The 20,203-nt window shown below is 71.9% G+C and carries 20 protein-coding genes; 8 read left to right on the forward strand and 12 right to left on the reverse strand.

Going from position 1 to position 20,203, the window contains the following annotated elements:
* Positions 1-40 precede the first annotated feature (40 nt).
* Together HW577_RS07340 and HW577_RS07345 are read left to right on the forward strand one after the other, a co-directional pair.
* Positions 41-211 (forward strand): hypothetical protein, encoded by a 171-nt coding sequence (locus HW577_RS07340; protein ID WP_198375485.1) that lies wholly within the window; start codon positions 41-43, stop codon positions 209-211.
* Positions 208-690: an RNA pyrophosphohydrolase gene (locus tag HW577_RS07345; RefSeq protein WP_198375486.1), complete on the forward strand. Its 483-nt coding sequence runs from the start codon at positions 208-210 to the stop codon at positions 688-690. Before HW577_RS07340 ends, HW577_RS07345 begins: the two co-directional genes overlap by 4 nt.
* A gap of 19 nt (positions 691-709) precedes the next feature.
* On the opposite strand, the gene HW577_RS07350 is transcribed toward HW577_RS07345, so the two are convergent.
* Positions 710-2,995 carry a fused MFS/spermidine synthase gene (locus tag HW577_RS07350; protein ID WP_198375487.1) on the reverse strand — a complete coding sequence of 762 codons (2,286 nt, stop codon included), beginning with the start codon at positions 2,993-2,995 and terminating at the stop codon, positions 710-712.
* Between the two features lie 174 nt (positions 2,996-3,169).
* Between HW577_RS07350 and HW577_RS07355 the strand changes: the two genes are divergently transcribed.
* The gene (locus HW577_RS07355) at positions 3,170-4,708 is read left to right on the forward strand and encodes an acetolactate synthase large subunit (RefSeq protein WP_198375488.1); all 1,539 of its coding nucleotides are present in this window, start codon (positions 3,170-3,172) and stop codon (positions 4,706-4,708) included.
* Between the two features lie 114 nt (positions 4,709-4,822).
* Positions 4,823-5,593 carry a short-chain dehydrogenase/reductase gene (locus HW577_RS07360; protein ID WP_198375489.1) on the forward strand — a complete coding sequence of 257 codons (771 nt, stop codon included), beginning with the start codon at positions 4,823-4,825 and terminating at the stop codon, positions 5,591-5,593.
* Positions 5,594-5,602: 9 nt separating this feature from the next.
* Here HW577_RS07360 and HW577_RS07365 read toward each other — a convergent pair whose 3' ends face one another.
* A complete protein-coding gene (locus tag HW577_RS07365) occupies positions 5,603-6,556 on the reverse strand; it encodes a Bug family tripartite tricarboxylate transporter substrate binding protein (RefSeq protein WP_198375490.1) in 954 nt (317 codons plus the stop codon).
* Between the two features lie 122 nt (positions 6,557-6,678).
* Here HW577_RS07365 and HW577_RS07370 point away from each other — a divergent pair, with 122 nt between their 5' ends.
* The gene (locus tag HW577_RS07370; RefSeq protein ID WP_198375491.1) at positions 6,679-7,746 is read left to right on the forward strand and encodes an LLM class flavin-dependent oxidoreductase; all 1,068 of its coding nucleotides are present in this window, start codon (positions 6,679-6,681) and stop codon (positions 7,744-7,746) included.
* A gap of 49 nt (positions 7,747-7,795) precedes the next feature.
* Here HW577_RS07370 and HW577_RS07375 read toward each other — a convergent pair whose 3' ends face one another.
* Together HW577_RS07375 and HW577_RS07380 are read right to left on the reverse strand one after the other, a co-directional pair.
* On the reverse strand, positions 7,796-9,808 hold the full coding sequence (locus HW577_RS07375; protein ID WP_198375492.1) for a sensor histidine kinase: 2,013 nt from the start codon (positions 9,806-9,808) through the stop codon (positions 7,796-7,798).
* Positions 9,809-9,945: 137 nt separating this feature from the next.
* Positions 9,946-10,965 carry an NADP-dependent oxidoreductase gene (locus HW577_RS07380; RefSeq protein WP_198375493.1) on the reverse strand — a complete coding sequence of 340 codons (1,020 nt, stop codon included), beginning with the start codon at positions 10,963-10,965 and terminating at the stop codon, positions 9,946-9,948.
* Between the two features lie 101 nt (positions 10,966-11,066).
* On the opposite strand from HW577_RS07380, the gene HW577_RS07385 reads away from it, so the two are divergent.
* On the forward strand, positions 11,067-11,867 hold the full coding sequence (locus HW577_RS07385; RefSeq protein ID WP_198375494.1) for an enoyl-CoA hydratase/isomerase family protein: 801 nt from the start codon (positions 11,067-11,069) through the stop codon (positions 11,865-11,867).
* 147 nt (positions 11,868-12,014) lie between these two features.
* Here the strand turns inward: HW577_RS07385 and HW577_RS07390 are convergent, their stop codons facing one another.
* Together HW577_RS07390 and gluQRS are read right to left on the reverse strand one after the other, a co-directional pair.
* Complete coding sequence (locus HW577_RS07390; RefSeq protein ID WP_198375495.1) at positions 12,015-12,980, reverse strand: Bug family tripartite tricarboxylate transporter substrate binding protein; 966 nt, start codon at positions 12,978-12,980, stop codon at positions 12,015-12,017.
* A 69-nt stretch (positions 12,981-13,049) separates the two neighbouring features.
* Positions 13,050-13,916 carry a tRNA glutamyl-Q(34) synthetase GluQRS gene (gluQRS, locus tag HW577_RS07395; RefSeq protein WP_198375496.1) on the reverse strand — a complete coding sequence of 289 codons (867 nt, stop codon included), beginning with the start codon at positions 13,914-13,916 and terminating at the stop codon, positions 13,050-13,052.
* A 51-nt stretch (positions 13,917-13,967) separates the two neighbouring features.
* On the opposite strand from gluQRS, the gene HW577_RS07400 reads away from it, so the two are divergent.
* Together HW577_RS07400 and HW577_RS07405 are read left to right on the forward strand one after the other, a co-directional pair.
* Positions 13,968-14,618: an alpha/beta hydrolase gene (locus HW577_RS07400; protein ID WP_198375497.1), complete on the forward strand. Its 651-nt coding sequence runs from the start codon at positions 13,968-13,970 to the stop codon at positions 14,616-14,618.
* Positions 14,619-14,780: 162 nt separating this feature from the next.
* Complete coding sequence (locus HW577_RS07405; RefSeq protein ID WP_232474748.1) at positions 14,781-15,356, forward strand: HNH endonuclease; 576 nt, start codon at positions 14,781-14,783, stop codon at positions 15,354-15,356.
* 4 nt (positions 15,357-15,360) lie between these two features.
* Here the strand turns inward: HW577_RS07405 and HW577_RS07410 are convergent, their stop codons facing one another.
* The 6 genes from HW577_RS07410 to HW577_RS07435 all read right to left on the reverse strand — a co-directional run.
* A complete protein-coding gene (locus HW577_RS07410) occupies positions 15,361-16,461 on the reverse strand; it encodes a 2OG-Fe(II) oxygenase (RefSeq protein ID WP_198375498.1) in 1,101 nt (366 codons plus the stop codon).
* A 48-nt stretch (positions 16,462-16,509) separates the two neighbouring features.
* Positions 16,510-16,839 (reverse strand): thiosulfate oxidation carrier complex protein SoxZ, encoded by a 330-nt coding sequence (locus tag HW577_RS07415; RefSeq protein WP_198375499.1) that lies wholly within the window; start codon positions 16,837-16,839, stop codon positions 16,510-16,512.
* Complete coding sequence (locus HW577_RS07420; RefSeq protein ID WP_198375500.1) at positions 16,836-17,258, reverse strand: thiosulfate oxidation carrier protein SoxY; 423 nt, start codon at positions 17,256-17,258, stop codon at positions 16,836-16,838. Before HW577_RS07420 ends, HW577_RS07415 begins: the two co-directional genes overlap by 4 nt.
* A 3-nt stretch (positions 17,259-17,261) precedes the next feature.
* Complete coding sequence (locus HW577_RS07425) at positions 17,262-18,542, reverse strand: NAD(P)/FAD-dependent oxidoreductase (RefSeq protein WP_198375501.1); 1,281 nt, start codon at positions 18,540-18,542, stop codon at positions 17,262-17,264.
* 10 nt (positions 18,543-18,552) lie between these two features.
* Positions 18,553-18,849, reverse strand: a complete 297-nt coding sequence (locus HW577_RS07430) for a c-type cytochrome (protein WP_198375502.1) — start codon at positions 18,847-18,849, stop codon at positions 18,553-18,555.
* Positions 18,850-19,002: 153 nt separating this feature from the next.
* A partial coding sequence (locus HW577_RS07435) for a YeeE/YedE family protein (protein WP_232474749.1) occupies positions 19,003-20,203 on the reverse strand: 1,201 nt, incomplete at its 5' end.

Raw genomic sequence — 20,203 nt, forward strand, 5'->3', positions numbered from 1 at the left:
GAGTGGGTCTTCCGGATTCATGTGTGACTCGGGTCCGGTCGTGTGCCCTTCCGATCTCGCGGCGACGCCGGTGCTGGTCGAGCGGCTGGCCGCCTGGGCCGCGGCGCTGGACGCGCGGGGGCTCGTCCTCGCGCCTGTCTCGGTGCTGATCCGCCGGCCCGAGGGCATCGCCCAGGACACCGCGCCCGTGCGGGCGGCGAGCGCGCCGTGACCGAGCTGCCCTACCGGCCCAATGTCGGCGCCGTGCTGTTCAACCCGGCGGGGCTCGTGCTCGTCGCGCGGCGGGCCGACCTGCCGAATGCCGAGGGCGCGCCCGGCGGCTGGCAATTGCCCCAGGGGGGGATGGACGATGGCGAGGACCCCGCCGTCGCCGTCTTCCGCGAGCTGGAGGAGGAGATCGGCACGGCGCGGGCGACGATCCTCGCCGAGCATCCGCGCTGGTTGACATACGACCTGCCGCCCGAGCTGATCGGCAAGGCGCTGGGTGGCAGGTATCGCGGCCAGACGCAGAAATGGTTCGCGCTGCGCTTCACGGGGGAGGAGGCGGAGATCCGCCTCGACCTCGACCCGCATCCCGAATTCGACGCCTGGCGCTGGGCGCGGCTGGCCGAGTTGCCGGGGCTCGCGGTCGGCTTCAAGCGGGCGATCTACGAGGATCTGGCGCAGGAATTCGCGCGCTTCGCCGCGTAGGGCAGCGCCCTGCGCCGCGTCAGCGCGCGGTGGGCGCCCCCGCGGCCAGCGCCGGCGCCCGGCGGCGCGCGAAGTCATGCGTCGGGGTGACCGGGTTGTTCAGGTAGAACTCGTCGCGCGGGAAGATGTCCGACAAGGGCGCCACGGTGCGCGCCGTCAGCGGCGTCCAGATCAGCGCCGGCTGGGCGAAGAGCGCCGACCACTCGCGGAATTCCGGGTTGCCGCGTGCGAGATGCGCATGCACCTCCGGCCGGTTGAAGGCCGCGGCCAGGCGTTCCGGGTCGAAGGGGATCGGCTCGTTCGAGCCGATCAGCACGCCCACCGGCATCAGCAGCACGACATGGGGGAAGGTGGCGGCGAAGGTCTCAGCCGTGCGCTGCGTCGGCGACCACTGGATGTAGAGGCCGCCGGGGGCGAGGCGCTCGCGCACCTGCTCGAGGAACTCGGCGCTGTAGAGCAGGCCGGAATGGGAGGATTCAGGCAGGATCGCGTCCGCCTCGATGATGTCGTAGCGGCGGTCCTCCTTGGCGAGCGTACGGCGGCCGTCGCCGTATTCGAGGCTCCAGCGCGCATCGCGGAACAGCTGCTGCATGGGGCTGCCGGGGTGGCGGCGGCCGACTTCCTCGAGCGCGGTCAGCACCGGGCCGACGAGTTCGATCGCGCGGACCTTGCTTTCCGGGCGCACGCCCGCGGCCCAGGGGGTGCCGCCGCTGCCGACGCCGATCACGAGCACCTCCCGCGGGTTCGGATGCAGCAGCGGCCCGACCGCGCCGAGGAACTGGTGGATCGGCAGGAAGGGGATGCGGCCCTGGCTGAAGCCCTGGATGAAGAAGGGGCCGTCGGCGCGGCCGTCATCCGCGCGCTCGTCTCGGAAATAGGCGACGCCGGAGCGGTCTTCCGCCCAGGCGGCCGCCTGGCCCGGGCGTTCGCCATGCAGGCGCGTCCAGAAGGCGGCGTTGCCCGGAAGCACCACCACCAGCACGGCGCAGGCGGCGGCCAGTGCGGCTTCCGGCCCGCGCCGGCGCAGCACTCCGGCCTTGCCCGCCTGCCAGAGCCAGAACAGCACCAGCAGCAGCGACAGCGCGGCCAGCAGGCGCAGCGTGCCGGCCGTCCCGAGGATGTGGAAGGTGACGAGGCCCGTCACGATCGACCCCGCCGCGTTGCCCGCGATGTTCGCGAGCTGCACCCAGCCGACCCGCGCGCCGACCGAGGCGAGGTCCCGCTGCACCGCGCGCTGCACGAAGGGGAAGGTCATGCCGATGAGGAAGGAGGGCGGGCCGACGACGACCACGGCGAGGCCGATCGTCAGCAGCAGCGCGTCCCCGCGCATCCGGTTCTCGTCCACCGAGGTGATGCCCGAGAGCGGCCAGTGCGGCAGCGCGTACCAGAGCCCGAGCAGCAGCAGCACCGCCAGCACGAAGCCCGCGGACTGCGTGACGAAGAAGGCGGGTCGCGGATCCTCGATCCGCCGCACCATGCGCGCGGCGAGCCACATCCCCGCCCCGTCGGCGAGCAGGAAGATGCCGAGCACGGTGGGGAACAGGTAGGCGTGGTACTGCCCGACCTGGCCCATCATGCGCACCCAGACGATCTCGAGCGCGACGATCACGTAGCCCGAGAGGAAGACGAGCAGGCACCATAGCGGCAGCCCGCCGTAGCGGGCTTCGGTCTGGTCCTTCGCCTCGCCGGCGACCGGCCCTGGCGTGGCGCGCAGCAGAGGCAGCAGGGTCAGCGAAAGCGCGGCCGCGGCGAATTCCAGCGCGGCGGCAAGCCAGAGAGCGCCGACGAAGCCGAGATGCCCGACGAGGATCCAGCCACCAAGCAGCGCGCCGACGCCGGCGCCGAGCGTGTTCAGCCCGTAGAGCGTGCCGATGCGCTCGGCGATGCGTTCGGAGGAGGTGGCGACGGCGCGCGCGAGCAGCGGCAGCGAGGCGCCCATCAGCGTCGTCGGCAGCACCAGCCCCGCGAAGCAGAGCGCAAATATCGCCGGCGCGGCATCGACCACGCCGGCCAGATCCATCGCCAACCAGTCATACAGGAACGGCTTGGACAGCAGCGCGAAAAGCCCGACGCCGACCTCGGCCAGCGCGAAGCCGATGAGAGCCTGCGCGGGGCTCAACCGGTCCGCCACCTTGGCGCCGATGATCGAACCGAGCCCAAGCCCTGCCAGGAAGGCGCCCACCACAAGGGCGGCAGAAATCGTATCGGACCCGGCGAAGATGCCGAGCATGCGCTGCCAGACGATCTGGCACAGCAGGGCAGCGAAGCCCGTCGCGAAGAACGCGGTCGCAAGACGCGGCATCATCGGCCGAAAGTCTCCCCTGGCGGCGGCGCACGCCCCCCAGGGTGCTGCCGTCGCGAGCTATGCTTTGTTTCTGCGGCAGCATTGCGGCGCCATGACAGGCTTGCAACCCCCCACCCTTGCCGGGCGGACCTCTCCCGCGCAGGCTGCGCCGTCCTTGCGATAGGGAGTTGCCCGGTGAACGGTGCGGAAAGCCTGGTCCATACACTTCTGGGTTGCGGCGTGGAGGTGTGCTTCGCCAATCCCGGCACGAGCGAGATGCACTTCGTCGCCGCTCTCGACCGTATCCCCGGCATGAAGTGCGTGCTCGGCCTGCAGGAGAATGTCGTGACCGGCATGGCCGACGGGTACTGGCGCATGACGGGCAAACCGGCCGCGACGCTGCTGCATTGCGGCCCGGGCCTGGCGAACGGGCTCGCCAACCTGCACAACGCCCGCCGGGCGCGGTCGGGCATCGTCAACTGCGTGGGCGACCAGGCGACCTATCACCGGCCCTTCGATGCGCCGCTGACGGCCGATACCGAAGGCTGGGCGCGCGGCGTCTCCCACTGGATGCGGACCTCGACCAAGGCCGAGCATGTCGGCGCCGACGCGGCCGCCGCGGTGCAGGCGGCGCGCACCTCGCCCGGCCAGATCGCGACCATGATCCTACCGTCCGACACCTGCTGGGACGATGGCGGCGTGGTGGCGGACCCGCTGCCCGTGCCCGCGGCGCAGCCGGCCGACCCACACGCGGTGCGCAACGTCGCGCGCGTGCTGCGGGAGAAGAAGAACGTGCTGATCCTGCTCGGCGGCGCGGCACTGCGCGAAGGCGCGCAGGCCTTCGCCTGGCGCGCCGCGCAGGCGACCGGGCACAGGCTGCTGGCGGAAGGCTCGAACGGCCGCGTCCAGCGCGGCCAGGGGCGCCTGCCGCTGGAACGCGTGCCCTACCCCGCCGATGTCGCGATTAACGCGCTGAAGTGGGTGGAACACGTGGTGCTGGTAAATGCCAAGGCTCCGGTCGGCTTCTTCGCCTATCCCGGCAAGCCGTCCCGCCACTATCCGGAAACCGCCGAGGTGCATGTGCTCACGCGCTTCGAGCAGGATGCGGAAGGCGCGCTGCGCGCGCTGTGCGAGGAACTCGGCGCGCCGGCGATCCCGATGCCCGATGTCGGCGCGCGGCCCGACCGCGCGCGCGGCGCGCCGACGCCCGAAGGGCTGGCGCGCACGGTCGCCGCGCTGATGCCGGAGGAGGCGATCATCGCCGACGAAAGCGTCTCCTTCGGCCGCGGCTTCTACAGCGAGACCTTCGCGGCGCCGAAGCACGACTGGCTGCACATCACGGGGGGCGCCATCGGCTGCGGCCTGCCGCTCGCCACCGGTGCCGCGGTCGGCGGCGGCGGGCGGCGCGTGATCAACCTGCAGGCCGATGGCAGCGCGATGTACACGGTGCAGGCGCTGTGGACCCAGGCGCGCGAACGCCTGCCGGTGACGACCGTCATCCTGTCCAACCGGAAGTACCAGATCCTGCTCGGCGAATATCAGAATGTCGGCGCCAATCCGGGACCGACGGCGATGAACATGCTCGACCTCGGCAACCCCGACATCGGCTGGGTGAAGATGGCCGAGGCGATGGGCGTGGAGGCGGCGCAGGCGACGACGCTCGACCAGGTCGGCGACCTCATGGCGCAATCCTTCAGCCGCCCAGGGCCGTTCCTCATCGAACTGGTCATCTGAGAATGTCCCGGAGAGGGACGCCGTCCCTCTCCGGACCTCACCCTGCCAAAGGCCGAAGGGCCTTTGGAAACCTGAACCCGGGACCGCGCGACGCGGCGGCGGAGACGCAACGACATGGACATGCACCTGACCGGCAAGCGCGTGCTGATCACCGGCGGATCGAAGGGAATCGGGCTCGCCTGCGCCGAAGCCTTCGCGGCGGAAGGCTGCGACATCGTGCTCTCCGCCCGCGACGGCGCGGCGCTCGCCGCCGCGGCGGACTCGGTGCGCGCGAAGGCGCAGGTGCGCGTCGAGACGCTCGCCGCCGACCTCTCGCGCGACGACGAGCGCGAGCGCCTCCACGCCGCCTTCCCCGACATCGACATCCTGGTCAACAACGCCGGCGCCATCCCCTCCGGCCGCCTGCAGGACATCCCGATCGCGCGCTGGAAGCAGGCCTGGGACCTCAAGGTCATCGGCTATGTCCACATGTGCCAGCTTTACCTACCGGCGATGGAGGCGCGGAAATCCGGCGCCATCGTCAACATCATCGGCATGGCGGGGCGCGCGCCGCGCGCGGGCTACATCGCCGGCGGCGCGGGCAACGCGGCGCTGATCGCCTTCACCAGCGCGATCGGCGCGGCCGCGCAGGCCTCCGGCGTGAAGGTCGTGGGCATCAACCCGGCGGTGACCAAGACCGACCGGATGCTGACCCAGGCGCGCACCAACGCGAAGCTGAAGTTCGGCGACGAGGAACGCTGGGCGGAAACGCTGACCGGCCTGCCCTTCGGCCGCCCCATCGAGGCCAGCGAGATCGCCGACCTGGCGGTGTTCCTCGCCTCCCCGCGCGGGCACTACGTGAACGGCACGGTGGTGGACGTCGATGGCGGCGGGATGTTCCGCTGACGCGGAGCCTCACCGCCGCCAGGGGCTGGCGCGCCACACTTCCCCGTAAATCCGCGCCTGCTCGTCGACGAAGCGCGTCATCGTCATCCGGTCCATGTGGCGCACGATCAGGAAGTCGCGTTCCGCCATCGCGCGGAACTCCGGGTCGGCCGCGGTGCGGCGGATCGCTTCCTCCCACCGCGCGACGATAGGCGCGGGTGTCGCCGCGGGCAGCGCAAAGCCGCGCGCCGACCCGGTGGCGACATCCACGCCCTGCTCGATCCCCGTCGGCAGGTCGGGCGCCTTGTCCCAGCGCTCGCGCTCCATGATCGCGACGACGCGGTGCGCGCCCTGGATGTGCCCGCGCACCGTCAGGCTGACGGTCGAGATCGACCCCGCCACATGCCCGCCATGGACCAGTTGCAGCGCCTGCCCCGCGCCCTGTGTCGGCACCCAGGTGAAGCGCGCGCCGGAGGCACGCTCGATCGCCATCAGCGCCAGATGCGGCGCGCTGCCGATGCCAGCACCGGCGATGTTGATCGCCTCCGGCTGCGCGCGCGCGGCATCCACCAGGTCGCGCAGGGAACGGTACGGCGTGCCGTTGCCGACGAAGACAGTGTAGGGCTCGTCGGTCAGCAGCCCGGCATAGGCGAAGCTGTCGACACGATAGCGCGGCGTGTTGTCGTAGAGTGCCGTGACAAGGGCTGGGAAGGAGACGAGCGCCACATGCCGCCCGTCGGCCGGCGCTGCGGCCACCTCGTTCAGCATCAGCATCCCGCCCGCGCCCGGCTTGTTGACGGTGATGATTTGCGTCCCGCTGCCGAGGTGCTTTTCCAGGAAGGGGGCGGCCATGCGCGCGGCGAGGTCGATGTTCCCGCCCGGCGCGAAGCCGACATAGAGCTGGATGGGTCGGTCCTGCGCGCGGGCGGCGATGGCTGGCAGCGCGAGGCCGCCGGCGGCAAGCAGGGTGCGGCGCGTCGTCACGCTCGGTCTCTCCGGCCTGTGGCTGTGCAAGCCTAGCATCGCCGCAGCCAGGCCGCGCAACGTCGCGTTTGCGCGAAGCCATCTTTCGGCTACGCTTGCTCGACGCCAGTGGAGAAGCCTGGATGCTGCGCTTCAGCAATTTCCTCTTCCCCGAAAGCCGCGACCCGGATCGCGACGCGGACGTGATCGCGGACTGCATCGCGGAGGCGAAGCTCTGCGACGAGTTGGGCGTCGAGGTGCTCTGGCTTGCAGAACACCATTTCGACGGCAACTGCGCCTATGTGGACCCGGTCACCTTCGCCGCCGCGGTGCTGGCCGCGACCAAGCGCATCAAGGTGGGATTCGCGGTGGCGCAGGTCTCGCTCCACCACCCCACGCGGCTCGCCGAGCAGATGTCGCTGCTCGACAACCTCGGGAAAGGGCGCGTCATCGTCGGCCTGGGCCGCGGCACCGCCTACAACGTGTATGAATACCAGGGCTACGGCATCGACCATGAGGAAGCGCTGGAGCGCTACGAGGAAGCCGAGGGCATCATGCTCAAGGCCTGGACGAGCCCCGGGGGCTTCCGCCACGAAGGCCGCTTCTGGACGCTGAACGTGCCGCGGCTGCGGCCCACGCCCTACACGAAGCCGCACCCCTACGTGATCCGCGCAGCGTCGTCGGAGGACGGCGCGCTGCATCTCGCGCGCCGCGGCCTGCCCTTCCTGATGAACGTGCAGTCGAACGAGATCACGGCCAGGCGCCTCGCCCTCTATCGCGCCACGATGGGCGAGGCGGGCTTCGACGCCGCGCACATCGCCCGCTGCATGGACGAAAGCTGGGTCTGGCGGAACGTGGTCGTGGCCGAGACGGACGAGGAAGCGCGCCGCATCGGACTGCCCGCCTTCGAGGCGATGCAGGAGCACCGCAAGAAGCTGCGCGAACGCATCTATGCCGAGCAGGGCATCATCATGAAGAAGGAGACGGTGCCGCCCGCACGCGTGAACCCGGACCTCGCCCTGTTCGCCGGCTCGCCGGCGACCGTCGCGGAGCGGCTTGCGGAGGTGGAGGCGACGGGCGTCGGCGGCGTGATCTGCTCCTTCCGTCTCGGCCCGATGACGGCGGACGCGACCGCGCGCTCGATCCGGCTGTTCATGGAGGAGGTGGCGCCGCGCTTCGCGCCGCCCCGCGCCGCCGCCGCGGCGGAATAGCGGGGCGCCCTGCCCGGAGCGCGAGGGTGCATGTCGTCCGCGGCCCGGGTCAGTCCAGCCCCGCCCGCGTGCGGGCCAAAGGCAGCGCGATGTCGCAGACGAGCCCCTCGGCCGGCCAGCGACGTTCCACCGTGCCGCCCAGTTGCCCCGTCACCGTCGCCTCGATGACGCGCGAGCCGACGCCGCGATGCTTCGGGAAACCTGGCGAGGGTCCGCCATCCTCGGCCCAGCGGATCAGCAGCAGGCCCGCCGTCTCGTCGATCCGCCATGTCACGCCGACGCGGCCCTCCCGCACCGACAGCGCGCCGTGCTTGACCGCATTCGTCGCCAGTTCGTGGAACACCATGCCGAGGGGCTGAACCGCCTCGGCCCGCACGCGGAACTCCGGTCCGTCGATGCGGAAGCGGCCGTCCGGCCCGGCCTCGGTGCTGCCGAAGGGCGCGATCTCGTCGGTCAGCAGGGTCAGGAAGGGCGCGCCTGTCCAGCGTTCCGCCGCGAGCAGCGATTGCGCGCGCGCCAGCGCCGCGACGCGGCCTTCGACAAGCCTGGCATATTCGCCCGGCGTCGGCGCGCGCGTCAGGCGCAGGATGGCCTGCACGATGGCCAGCGTGTTGCGGGCGCGGTGGTTGACCTCCTGCGTCAGCAGGTCGCGGCGGTCCTCCGCCTCCCGCCGCTCGGTCATGTCCTGCACGGTGCCGGCGAGGCGGAGCGGCCAGCCTGTCGCGGCGTCCCGACGCACCACCGCGGCCGTGCTCTCGAGCCAGCGCCACGACCCATCGGGGCGGAGGAAGCGGTAGGATTCGACATAGGCGGAGAGGCGGCCGGCGGCGACCTCGCCATAGACATGCAGGACACGGGCGCGGTCGGCGGGATGGATGCGCGCGCCCCAGTCCTCGAGCGGCGTCGCCTCGGCCTCAGGCCCGAAGCCGAAGATCTCCCGCGCACGGGGCGACCGGGTGGTGATGCGCGTCGCGATCTCGGTCTCCCATGTCCCGATGCGGCCGGCCTCGACGGCGAGCCGCAGCCTTTCCTCCCCCTCCCGCAGCGAGACGGTGCGCTCCGCCACCCGTTGTTCGAGGCCGGCGAGCGCGGCCTCGAGCGCCACCTGCTGGCGCCGCACGCGAAGGGCAAGCGCGCCAAGGCCGATCATGGCCGGCAGGCCGATGGCGAACAGCGGCAGCAGCCGGCGCCGCCAGGCCTCGACCAGGATGTCGCGCGGACGGGCGATGACCGCGGCAAGGCCCGGCATGCCCTCGAGCCGCTGAAACGCGCTTTCGACCCGCGTATCGTCCTGCGGGCGCAGGCCACGCAGCCGGCTGCGCTCCAGCCCCGCCGCAAAGGCGGCCATCACGGGACGATCCGGCGTCAGCGCCGGCAGCGGCGCCGCCGGACCCGGCTCGCGCGCGAGGATTTGGCCATCTCCACGAATGAGGGCGACGGATTCGCGCGGCGGGCCCCGGCTGCGGGCCATCCCGCGGGCCAGCCGCTCGGCATCGAGCACGATGGCGACGGTCCCGCCCTGCGCGCGCGCACGGCCGACCGCGACCGACTGGCCGCCGCCCTCCTCGAGATAGGCGGCGCTGAGCAGCACCGTGTCGGCACCGGAGGGCGTCGCGACCATGAGCCGTGGCGCCACCCGCGCGGCGCCGGTGCGCAGCACGATCGCCCCGTCGGCACCGAGAACGAGCACGCCGCGCAACAGCGGCAGGTCGGCGACGAAGCGCGCGATCCGGTCCCGGAGTTCGTCATCCGCCGCGAGGATCGCGGCATCGTCCGCGTCGCCCAGGCTGTCCACGACGCGCTGGGCGATCCGGGCGTGGCCATCGATGACGCGGTGCGAATACTCGGCGAGCATCTCGGCCGCGTGCGTCAGTTCGCGGTCGGCCTCGTCCCAGATCGCGGTCCAGGTGATCCAGGCCGCGACGCCGAGGATCGCCGCCGGCAACAGGAAGGCCGCGACGACCAGCGCCGCGAGGCGCAGGCCTGGGCGGCGCTCGGGGCGTGGCGGACCGCTGTCCGGCGGCGCCTGGCGCGCGAGGCCGGCAGAAGGGGTGGCGTTCATGTCCGGTCAGCGCCAGCGCGGTTCCGCCGCCGCGGGGGAACAGCAGGGCATCGGCGCACAATCAGCGCAACGGCTTCGTGAGGCAACTCAGATCAGGGGCTGCGAAGGGCCGTGAAATCAAGTTGTTGTGAAGTGCTTCACTCCACCTTCACCACCAGCTTGCCGAAGTTTCCGCCCTGCAGCAGGCCGATGAAGGCCGCGGGGGCGTTGCGCAGCCCATCCACCACATCCTCCCGCCAGCGCAGCCGGCCGGCGCGGATGTGACCCTCAACCTCGGCGCGGAATTGCCCATAGCGGGACCAGCCGTGGTCACTGACGATGAAGCCCTGGATGCGCAGCCGCTTGCGCACCACCGGGCCGAGGTTCGGGCCGGGCGGCGCGCCGGCGGCGTCCGCCCCCGGGGCCTCGTTGTACTGGGCGATCATCCCGCACATCACCATGCGCCCGAAATCGCGCAGCCGGGGGAAGACGGCCGCCTGCACCTTGCCGCCGACATTCTCCCAATAGACGTCGATCCCCTCCGGCGCCGCGGCGTCGAGCTGCGCATCGAGGTCGCCATGGTGGTCGAGGCAGGCATCGAAGCCGAGTTCCTTCACCACGAAGTCGCACTTGGCCCGCCCGCCCGCGATGCCGACCACCTTGCAGCCGCGGATCTTCGCCAATTGCCCCACCACTTGCCCGACGGCACCGGAGGCCGCGGAGACCACCACCGTCTCGCCCGCCTTGGGCTGGCCGATGTCCTCGAGCCCGCACCAGGCGGTCAGCCCGGGCATGCCGAGCACGCCGAGGCTGGCCGACAGCGGCGGGTCCTTCTCCGGCACCTTGAACAGCCGTTCCGGCCCCACGACCGAGAAGCGCTGCCAGCCAAAGCCGCCGAGCACGACATCCCCCGGCGCGAAGCCCGGATGGCGGGAGGCGACCACCTCGCCGGCCGTCTGCCCTTCCATCACCGCGCCGAGCGCGACGGGCTTGGCGTAGGACTTCACATCCGCCATGCGGCCGCGCATGTAGGGGTCGAGCGAGAGGAAGCGGGCGCGGACGAGCACCTGCCCCTCCCCGGGCTCGGGCACCGGGGTCTCCACGATCTCGAAATCCTCGGCCACCGGGGCGCCGACGGGGCGGCGCTTCAGCAGGATCTGCAGGTTGGTCTCGGGCATGGCGGTCCTCCTTCCCGACATTCATGCCATGCGGGGGCGGGGGCTGACAGGCGCGGCATCCTCGCGCAGGGTCCCGCCGCACCAGACCGGGGAGACGCGCCATGGACCTGCCGCAGTACGAAACGCTCGCGCTCGAGGCGCCGGAGCCGCACATCCTGGTGGTGCGGCTGAACCGCCCGCATGTCTCGAACGCCCTGAACACCCAGATGGGGCGCGACCTGCACGCGGTCTGGACCGGCCTCGCCGCCGAGCCCGGCGAGGTGCGCTGCGTGGTCTTCGCCGCGGCCGGCGAGAAGGCCTTCTGCGGCGGCGGGGACCTGAAGGAGCGCAACGGCATGACCGATGCCGCCTGGCGCCACCAGCACGAGATCTTTGAACGCGCGTACTGGGCGCAGCTGGATTGCCCGATTCCCATCATCGCCGCGGTGTCGGGCCATGCCTACGCCGGCGGGCTCGAGATGGTGCTGGCGTCGGACTTCGCCTACGGCGTCGCCGCCGCGCGCTTCGCGCTGACGGAAGTGACCATCGGCATCATGCCCGGCGCGGGCGGGACACAGACGCTGCCGCGCATCGTCGGCGAACGGCGCGCGAAGGAGATCATCCTGACCGGCCGCCCCTTCACCGCGCAGCAGGCGGAACACTGGGGCATCCTCAACCGCGTGGTCGAGACGCGGGAGGAGCTGACGGACACGGCGATGGAGACGGCGCGCACCATCGCGCGCAACGCGCCGCTGTCCGTCCGGCAGGCCAAGCGGTCGATGCATTTCGGCCTGCAGATGGACATCCGCACGGCGCTGCGCTTCGAGGTCGAGTGCTACAACCAGCTGGTCGGCACCGAGGACCGTCGGGAGGGCATCGCGTCGTTCAACGAGAAGCGCAAGCCCGTGTTCAAGGGGCGCTGAGGCGGGCGCGACGCACGGACGCGGCGAATCGCGCGCCTGCGCGATCCGGGCCGCGCCCAGCCCTTCCGCCACGGCGGGCGCGCCAGTGCGTGGCGCGACCGCTAGCCGGTCGGATGACCGGCGGCCGCCGCTTGAGGGATCACGCCATCAGTTCGCGCTCGCCCCCGCCCGCTCGATGATCGGCCGCCACTTCGTCGTCTCGGCGCGGATCGTCGCGGTGAGTTCCTCGGGCGTGGAGGGTGCGGGTTCCAGCCCGTGCTTGGCCAGGTTCGCGGCCACCTCCGGGTCGCGCATCGCCTCGTTCAGCGCGGCGTTGACGCGGTCGACGATCGGCCGCGGCAGGCCGCGCGGGCCCATCATGGCGTACCAGTTCGCCACCTCGTAGCCGGGCAGGTTCGCGGCTTCCGCCACGGTCGGCACGTTCGGCAGCAGCGCGCTGCGGCGCGTGAAGGGCACGGCGAGCGCGCGCAGCCGGCCGGCCTCGATATGCGGCAGGACCGTCGCGGCGGTGGCGATGGAAAAATCCACTTTGCCCGACAGGATGTCGGTGATGAGCTGTCCGCCGCCGCGATAGGGCACGTGGATGGTCTCGATCCCCGCCATGGAATCGAGCAGCGCGCCGCCGAGATGCCCCGCCCCGCCGACGCCCGAGGAGCCGTAGGAGAGCTGGCCCGGCCGCGCCTTGGCCGCCGCGATCAGATCGGACAGCGACCGCCAGGGCCGGTCAGGCGGGACGACGAGCACGTTCGTCACCTCGACCGAGCGGCCGATCGTGGTCAGGTCGGTCAGCACGTCGAAGGGCAGGCGCGTCATGATCGGGTTCATCACCAGCGAGGCGATGGTGCCCATCATCAGCGCGGTGCCGTCGGCCGGCGCGTTCACGGTTGCCTCGGAGGCGAGGTTGCCGCCCGCGCCCGGGCGGTTCTCGACCACGATGGGCTGGCCGAGCAGCGTCTGCAGCTTCGCGCCGATGGTGCGCGTCGTGATGTCCGTGCCACCGCCTGGGGCGAAGCCCACCAGCACGCGGATCGGCCTGGTGGGCTGCCACTGGGCCAGCGCGGGTGACGCGAGCGTGGCGAGGGTCGCAGCGCCGAGCGTGCGTCGCGTGATCATGGTCCGTTGTCCTCCGTACCCGGTCGGGGTTGGCGCTAGGCTAGCCCCGCCGCCGCCTGGCGCCAAAAGTCAGAAAAGGGAGGGGGCGCGGGGGAGGTTCCCCTCCCCCGCCCTTCTGCGGACCTCGGCCGCGGACACCCCCTGCGCCCGCAGGTCCCGGATCGTCGCCGCGCGGTCCCGCTTGGCGAGCCTGCGCCCGCTCTCGTCGGTGATGAGCGGATGGTGCGCGTAGCGCGGCTGCGGCCAGCCCATCAGGGATTGGAGCAGCCGGTGCAGGTCGGTGGCGGGCCGGAGATCGACGCCGCGCGTCACCAGCGTGACGCCCTGCAGCGCGTCGTCGTGGGTCACGCAGAGGTGGTAGGAGGCCGGGACATCCTTGCGCGCCAGCACCGCGTCGCCGAAGCGGGCGGGCTCGCAGGCGAAGCGCGTTCCCTCCTCCTCGAAATCCAGTGGGCCATCGAGCGCCGCCTCCATGTCGAGCCGCAGCGCGTGCGGTTCCCCCCGCGCGATGCGCGCCGCGCGTTCGTCGGATGAGAGCCGGCGACAGGTGCCGGGGTAGAGCGGCCCGTCCGGCCCGTGCGGCGCGCTGGCCGAGGCCGCGATCTCCCGCGCGATGTCCGCGCGCGTGCAGAAGCATGGGTAGAGCAACCCGCGCGCCGACAGCGCGTCGAGCGTCGCGCGATACTCGGGCAGGTGGCGCGACTGCACCCGCACCTCCCCGTCCCAGTCGAGGCCGAGCCAGGCCAGGTCCTCGAGGATCGCCTCGGTGAAGTCGGGCCGGCAGCGCGTCGGGTCGATATCCTCGATGCGCAGCAGGAAGCGCCCGCCCGCGGCCCGCGCCCGATGCCAGGCGAACAGCGCCGAGTATGCGTGGCCGAGATGGAGGTATCCGGTCGGGCTCGGCGCGAAGCGGGTGACGATCTCGGTTGCGCCCATGGCCCGGGCCCGGTAGCGGGCGTGAAGGTCAGCCGGCAAGGGGGTTCGCGCATGGAGCAGTTGGAGACGCCCCGCTACGGGCCGGTGTCGGGCGATGCGCCCGATTCGCTCGTGGTGCTGGTGCATGGCTTCGGCGCCGACGGGCACGACCTGATCGACCTCGGCGCGATGTGGGCGGAGGCGCTGCCCGGTGCGGTCTTCGCAGCACCCCATGCGCCGGAGCCGGCGGAGGGCATCCCCTTCGGCCGGCAATGGTTCCCGTTGTGGGATCGCGGCGCGGCGGCGCTGGAAGCTGGGGTCGCGACGGCGGCGGCCGCACTCGGCGCCTTCGTGGCGGCGGAGGTCGCGCGCCTGTCCCTGCCGCCGGGGCGCGTGGCGCTGATGGGCTTCAGCCAAGGGGCGATGACGGTGCTGGAGGCCGGGCTGCGCGGCGCGGTGCCGGACGCGGCGTGCATCCTCGCCTATTCGGGCGGGATGATCGGCGCGGAGCGGCCGGTGCTGGCCCGTCCGCCGGTGCTGATCGTGCATGGGGAGGATGACGAGGTGGTGCCCGCCGCCGCCTCACGCGCCGCCGAATCGGCGCTCGCCGAGGCGGGCGTGCCGGTGCGCGCGATCTTCCGCCCGGGGCTGGGCCATGGGCTGGATGAGGTTGGGCTGGCGGCGGGGGCGGAGGTGCTGCGCGGAGTGCTGAGCGCCGCGTGACAAGTCCTTGAAACCCAAGGTTGCGGCCTTCCACGAGGGTTGCAGCACCCCGTCGCGCATGGCAATCATGCACCGCACACGCGGCGGCGCCACTGTATCTGGGGCCTTACCGCCCGGTCAGGCCCCAAGGTCTTGGTGGCGCGTCGCTGGAAGGAGCGGCGCTTGCCAGACGGCGGCCAGTTCATCGGCGGGCAATCCTACCCGGCCCTGGTGCTGAATGCGGATTTCCGCCCGTTATCCTATTTTCCGCTGTCCGTCTGGGCATGGCAGGACGCGGTGAAGGCCGTGTTCCTCGACCGCGTTTCGGTGCTGAGCGAATACGAAGTGGAGGTCCATTCGCCCTCCCTGGCGCTGCGACTGCCGTCGGTCATCGCGCTCAAGGAATTCATCCCCGCCGCGCGGCGCCCGGCCTTCACGCGCTTCAACGTCTTCCTGCGCGACCGTTTCGAATGCCAGTACTGCGCGGAAGGGCGGCCGACGCACGAACTCACCTTCGACCACGTGATCCCGCGTTCGCGCGGCGGGCGCACGAGCTGGGAGAACGTCGTCACCGCCTGCGGCCCGTGCAACCTGCGCAAGGGCAGCCGGCTGCCGCGCGAATGCCACATGCTGCCGCGCCAGGAACCGCGCCAGCCGACGTCGTGGGAATTGCAGGAGAATGGCCGGGCCTTCCCGCCCAACTACCTGCACGAATCGTGGCGCGACTACCTGTACTGGGACAGCGAACTCGACTGCTGATGCGCTACGGCGCGCCCGCGCTGTAGGCGCCGATGCCTTCGCCGAGCTTCGCGTTGTTCGCCTCCCGCTGCCGCGCCGCCGCCTCGTCGTACAGGAATGGCAGGAAGGCGTAACGACGCCCGGCCGTGACCGGCATCGCCTGGTGCAGCAGGGAACAGGAGAACACGACGGCGCCGCCGGTCGGTGCGCGCCATGTGCGCTGGCCGTATTCGGGGAAGCGCAGCTCGCCGCCCTCGAATTCCTCACTGTTGAGGTTGATGGTGACGGCGAAGCGGCGATGCGCGGTACCCGCCGTGGTGTTGTCCCGATGCGCGCCGAAATGGCCGAGCTCGGCCGAATCGTAGCAGGCGACGATATAGCGCTCCATGCGCGTGACGCGGAAATGGTGCGCCTTCAGGATCTCCGGGACGATGCGCGCGACGATGCGCTGGCGGACCGCGGTGCGCAGCGTCTCGTCCTCGATCGCGCAGTCGCTGCGCCGCTTCATCGTCGGGTCGAAGATGCCGACGGTCTTGCCGCCGACCTCCCGCATGAAGCCGGAGGGCTCGCCGCCGCGCGCCTCGTAGTGGTCGATCAGGGCGCGGCAGAGCTCGGGCTCGAAGACGCGCGGTAGGACCAGGACGGGTGGCGGCACCTCGGTGCCGGCGTGCAGGTCCGGCGGCGGCAGGGCGGCGAGGCGGTCGAGGATCGCATCCGCCTCGGCCAGCGGCCGGATCTCGATCACCCGCAGCATCGGGTCGAGCAGCACCCAACGGCAGGTGAAGACCTCCTGCCCCGCCGCGTCCGGGGCCAGGATGCCCATGCCGCGGCTGACCTCGCCCTCCAGGTCGAACAAATGGCGGATGCCGGGCAGGCTGTTGCGCAGCCGGCCTTCGCGAAGGTCGGCCTCGTCCACGCTGATGCCGAAGACGCAGGCGGTCGTGTCATCGAACACCGCACGCCGCGCGCCCAGCGCCGCCAGCGCCGCCTGGCTTTCCGCCCGCGCGGCGGAGCCAATGAAGCCGAGCAGCACGTAGCGCCCCGCCACGGAATGGATCGCGTAGCGGGGATTGTCACTCGACGGCAGGGTGAACCAGGGCAGCGGGTCGCCGGGACGGAGCTTCATGGCCCGGAACTACCACAGCGCCATGTTCCGGGTTGAGTCCCCGCCGCGTCACGCCACGGTGACGCGCGCCTCCGCCCGTGCGGTGCGCCCGCGCTCGTCGGTCCAGGAAAACTCGAACTGGCTGGTGCGGTCGATGCGCACGAAGAAGACATGATAGGGGTTGGCCGAGGTGCCGTTGCGGAACTCGGCCGAGAGCACCGTCTCCCCGTTCATGCGCACCATCAGGCGGGCCAGCATGTCGCGCGGCGGCATCCGGCCGTCCTGCTGGTGCAGGCCCGTCTGCATCGGGTGCTCCATCAGCGTGCGGATCTCGATCACCTCCCCCGCGCGGGCGCTACGGGGAATGCGGATGCGCGGGGTGGAGAGGCTGCCGCTCACGACAGGCAGCCCCCGGTCGTCACGCGCAACTCGGCCGTCGCGCGCCGCACCCGGCCATCGTTGGATTGCGCGAGGACGATGATGCGCTGGTCCTCCGCCAGCCGGATGCGCGTCTGCACCTCGGCGCGCGCGAGCAGCGGCGTCAGGCGGAAGGTCGCAACCCCCGGCGTCGGGTTGCGGGTGGCGAAGACATGGATGGCGCTGACATGGTCGGCCGCCGTCATGGGGCTTTCCACCAGCACCATCAGCGGCACCTGGCCGCCATTCTCGGCCACCGCGGGCACGCGGAGCGTGATCCCGCCATCGGCGATGGGGGCGTCGCCCACCGCCTCCCGGATCGCGGCGGCGACCGCGTCCTCGCCGGCGACAGCGGACGCCGGCAGGGCAAGAAGGGCGAGGAAGGCGCGACGCGTCGTCATGGATCAGCCGAACATGGATCGGGTGATGCTCTCGTACCAGGCATCGGCGTGGATCGCTTCCAGCCGCCGCTGCTCCGGCAGGTCCCCGCGCGGGGAGACGCCGCCGGAATTGGGCACTTCGACGATCGCCGTGCCGTCCGCGTTCGGGCGGAAGATGCCGACGACGGAGATGCCGTAGTTCTCGCCGACATGGCTGTAGCAGGTGTTGAAGTATACCGGCTCGGGCGGCGTCTGCCCGCGATGCAGCGCCACGGCCGCGGCGACCGCCTGCTTGGCCGTGGTGTTCGCGACATAGCCCGACTTCGGCATCGGTCCGGGGATGTTCGCGTCGCCGATCACATGGACGCCGGCGGCGGCGCGCGCCTCGAAGGTGCGGGTATTCACCGGCACCCAGCCCGTGTCGTTCACCAGGCCCGAGGCCGCGGCGACGGAAGCGGCCGATTGCGGCGGGATCACATTCGCCACGTCGACCTTGTGGCGCGTGCCGAACTCGGTCTCGAGCACGCGCTCCGCGACATCGACCTTCACGACGCGGCCGTCCCGGTTGCCCGGCACCCATTCGATCATGTCGCCATACAGCGCGCGCCAGCCATCCTGGAACAGGCCCTGCTTGGAAAATCCTTCCTTGGCGTCGAGCGCGAGGATCTTCGAGCGCGGCTTATGGCGCTTGAGGTAGTGGGCGACCATGCTGATCCGCTCATAGGGCCCGGGCGGGCAACGGAAGGGGTTGCCGGGGATGGCGAAGCCGACCACGCCGCCATCGGGCATGGCTTCCAGCTGCCGGCGCAGCAGCAGCGTCTGCGACCCGTCCGCCGGAATCCAGGCATGCGGCATGTGCTGCGCGGCGGCTTCATCATAGCCCTCGATCGCGCCCCAGCGGATGGCGATGCCCGGCGAGAGGATCAGCCGGTCATAGGCGAGAACCGCGCCACCCGCGAGGCGCACGCGCTTCGTCGGCGCGTCGATGCCCGCGGCGCGGTCGTGGATCACGTCCACCCCGCGCGCGCGCAACCCGTCATAGGAATGTGTGATCTGGCCGATCTGCCGTTCCCCACCCAGCAGCAGGTTACCGTATGGGCAGGTGACGAAGCGCGGCTGTGGCTCGACCAGCGTCACCTGCACGTCCGGATAGGTCCGGCGCGCGAAGGACGCCGCCGAGGCGCCGCCGAAGCCGCCGCCGATCACCACGAGCCGCATCGCGGTGCCCTGGGCGCGGAGCGTGGCCGGGGCGGCCAGCGCGGCGCCGGCGACAAGGAAGGCACGGCGGGGGAAGGTCGTCGTCATGGCGCGGCCCTCAGCGGATGCGGGAGAAGTGTTCGGCGACGGCCGCGATCTCCGCGTCCGTGTAGCCGCGCGCGATGCGGCCCATGATCGTCCCGGGCCGTTCATTGGCCCGGAAGGCGGTCATGATGGCGACCAGCTCCGCCCGGTCCCGCCCGGCGATGGCGATGCCGCCGGCGACACCCCGCCCCTCCGGGCCATGGCAGCCGAGGCAGCCTTCCGCGGCGAGCGGCGCCGGGCCTTGCGCGGATGCGGGCGCGGTGGTCGCGGCCAGCGCCAGGAGCGTGGCGGAAAGGGCGAGAAGCCGCATGGGGATCTCCGGCGAACGTAGAAATTTTTTGCGTCTGCGCGCGGAACATAGCGATGGAGAGCGCGCCGCCAAGAAGAAGAATTCTGGCCTTCGGAGGAGCATGGCGCCGGCGCGCCTGTTCCTCAACAACGGACGAAGCGTGGAAGAATTTTCTCAGCGCAGGCCGAAAACAGGCCGCAGCCGGATACCCACCCAATTCCCCACCAGCGCCGGCGGGATCCAGCCCCAGCCATGCAGGCTGCCCGAGGCGATTCCCGCCACATAGGCGCTGATGTTGCAGCCCGAGGCCATCACCGCCCCGTAGCCGAGCAGCAGCCCCCCCAGCACCGAGGCCGCCGCGTGGCGCCAGGGCAGCGCGAGCCGCGGCGCGAAGCGCCCGGCCAGCGCCGCGGCCAGCATCGCGCCGACCATCAGGCCGAAATCCATCACCGTCGTGCGCTCGGCGCTCAGCGGCCGGAGGATGGCCTCGGCGCGCGTGGGGTCCTCCCAGAAGGCCCAGAAGGCCGGGTCATCCCAGCCCAGCGCCTCCACCACGCGCGACCCCCAGAGCGGGAAGGCCGCCGTGATCACCCAGGGCCGCCCCGCCAGCCAGAGCGTGGCCAGGTTCAGCACGGCCAGCGCCACCGCGCCCCACAGCAAGGGCCAGGGCCCGGTGAGCAGCGACCCGCCCGGCCGCGCAATCCGTTCCGCGACGCCGTGCCGGCGCCGCTCCAGCACCCAGGACAGCGCCGCGACCGCCGCGAAGACGGCCAGGCTGCCCGCGATCGCCGGGCCCAGGCCCACCAGCCCCGGCAGCGTCATCGCCGGCAGCGCCGGCAGGTCCTGCCAGCGTTCCGCATCCCAGGCGGCGAGCGTCGCGCCCGCGACGAAGAAGGCCAGCGTCAGCAGCATCCGCAGGCTGCCCCCGCCCGCCGTGTAGAGCGTGCCGGACCCACAGCCGCCGCCGATCTGCATCCCCACCCCGAACAGGAAGGCGCCTAGCACCACAGCGAGGCCGAGCGGAAAGACGATGCCTCGCGCCGGCGCGCCCGCCAGCGTGCCGGCCTCGATCGCCGGCAGCATGGTCGCGACCAGGATCGCGAGCATCAGCATCTGCGCCCGCAGCGCGGCCCCCCGCCCATTGGCGAGCAGCGCGCGGAAGCCGCCGGCGAAGGAGAAGGTCGCGTGATACAGCACGAGGCCGATCGCCGCCCCGAGCCCCCACAGCCCGGCCTGGCGCCAGCCCTCCGCGCCGCCGAGCAGCGCGGCGCAGGCCAGCAGCAGCAGCGCCGCGGCTGCGGCGGGGCCCTTCTGCACGGCGAGTCCGCTCATCGGGCCGCGCCGGCCATGGCACGCGGCGGGCGCGGCGCCCTCG

This window comes from Neoroseomonas rubea (assembly GCF_016106015.1).
Classification (GTDB): domain Bacteria; phylum Pseudomonadota; class Alphaproteobacteria; order Acetobacterales; family Acetobacteraceae; genus Neoroseomonas; species Neoroseomonas rubea.

What these genes read in the sequence shown, in the direction of transcription:
- HW577_RS07360 (WP_198375489.1), top strand. Translation starts at nt 4,823, where the DNA reads ATGGACATGCACCTGACCGGCAAGCGCGTGCTGATCACCGGCGGATCG.
- gluQRS (WP_198375496.1), bottom strand. Translation starts at nt 13,916, where the DNA reads ATGGGCGCAACCGAGATCGTCACCCGCTTCGCGCCGAGCCCGACCGGA.
- HW577_RS07385 (WP_198375494.1), top strand. Translation starts at nt 11,067, where the DNA reads ATGGACCTGCCGCAGTACGAAACGCTCGCGCTCGAGGCGCCGGAGCCG.
- HW577_RS07390 (WP_198375495.1), bottom strand. Translation starts at nt 12,980, where the DNA reads ATGATCACGCGACGCACGCTCGGCGCTGCGACCCTCGCCACGCTCGCG.
- HW577_RS07370 (WP_198375491.1), top strand. Translation starts at nt 6,679, where the DNA reads ATGCTGCGCTTCAGCAATTTCCTCTTCCCCGAAAGCCGCGACCCGGAT.
- HW577_RS07410 (WP_198375498.1), bottom strand. Translation starts at nt 16,461, where the DNA reads ATGAAGCTCCGTCCCGGCGACCCGCTGCCCTGGTTCACCCTGCCGTCG.
- HW577_RS07425 (WP_198375501.1), bottom strand. Translation starts at nt 18,542, where the DNA reads ATGACGACGACCTTCCCCCGCCGTGCCTTCCTTGTCGCCGGCGCCGCG.
- HW577_RS07380 (WP_198375493.1), bottom strand. Translation starts at nt 10,965, where the DNA reads ATGCCCGAGACCAACCTGCAGATCCTGCTGAAGCGCCGCCCCGTCGGC.
- HW577_RS07375 (WP_198375492.1), bottom strand. Translation starts at nt 9,808, where the DNA reads ATGAACGCCACCCCTTCTGCCGGCCTCGCGCGCCAGGCGCCGCCGGAC.
- HW577_RS07350 (WP_198375487.1), bottom strand. Translation starts at nt 2,995, where the DNA reads ATGATGCCGCGTCTTGCGACCGCGTTCTTCGCGACGGGCTTCGCTGCC.
- HW577_RS07430 (WP_198375502.1), bottom strand. Translation starts at nt 18,849, where the DNA reads ATGCGGCTTCTCGCCCTTTCCGCCACGCTCCTGGCGCTGGCCGCGACC.
- HW577_RS07420 (WP_198375500.1), bottom strand. Translation starts at nt 17,258, where the DNA reads ATGACGACGCGTCGCGCCTTCCTCGCCCTTCTTGCCCTGCCGGCGTCC.
- HW577_RS07400 (WP_198375497.1), top strand. Translation starts at nt 13,968, where the DNA reads ATGGAGCAGTTGGAGACGCCCCGCTACGGGCCGGTGTCGGGCGATGCG.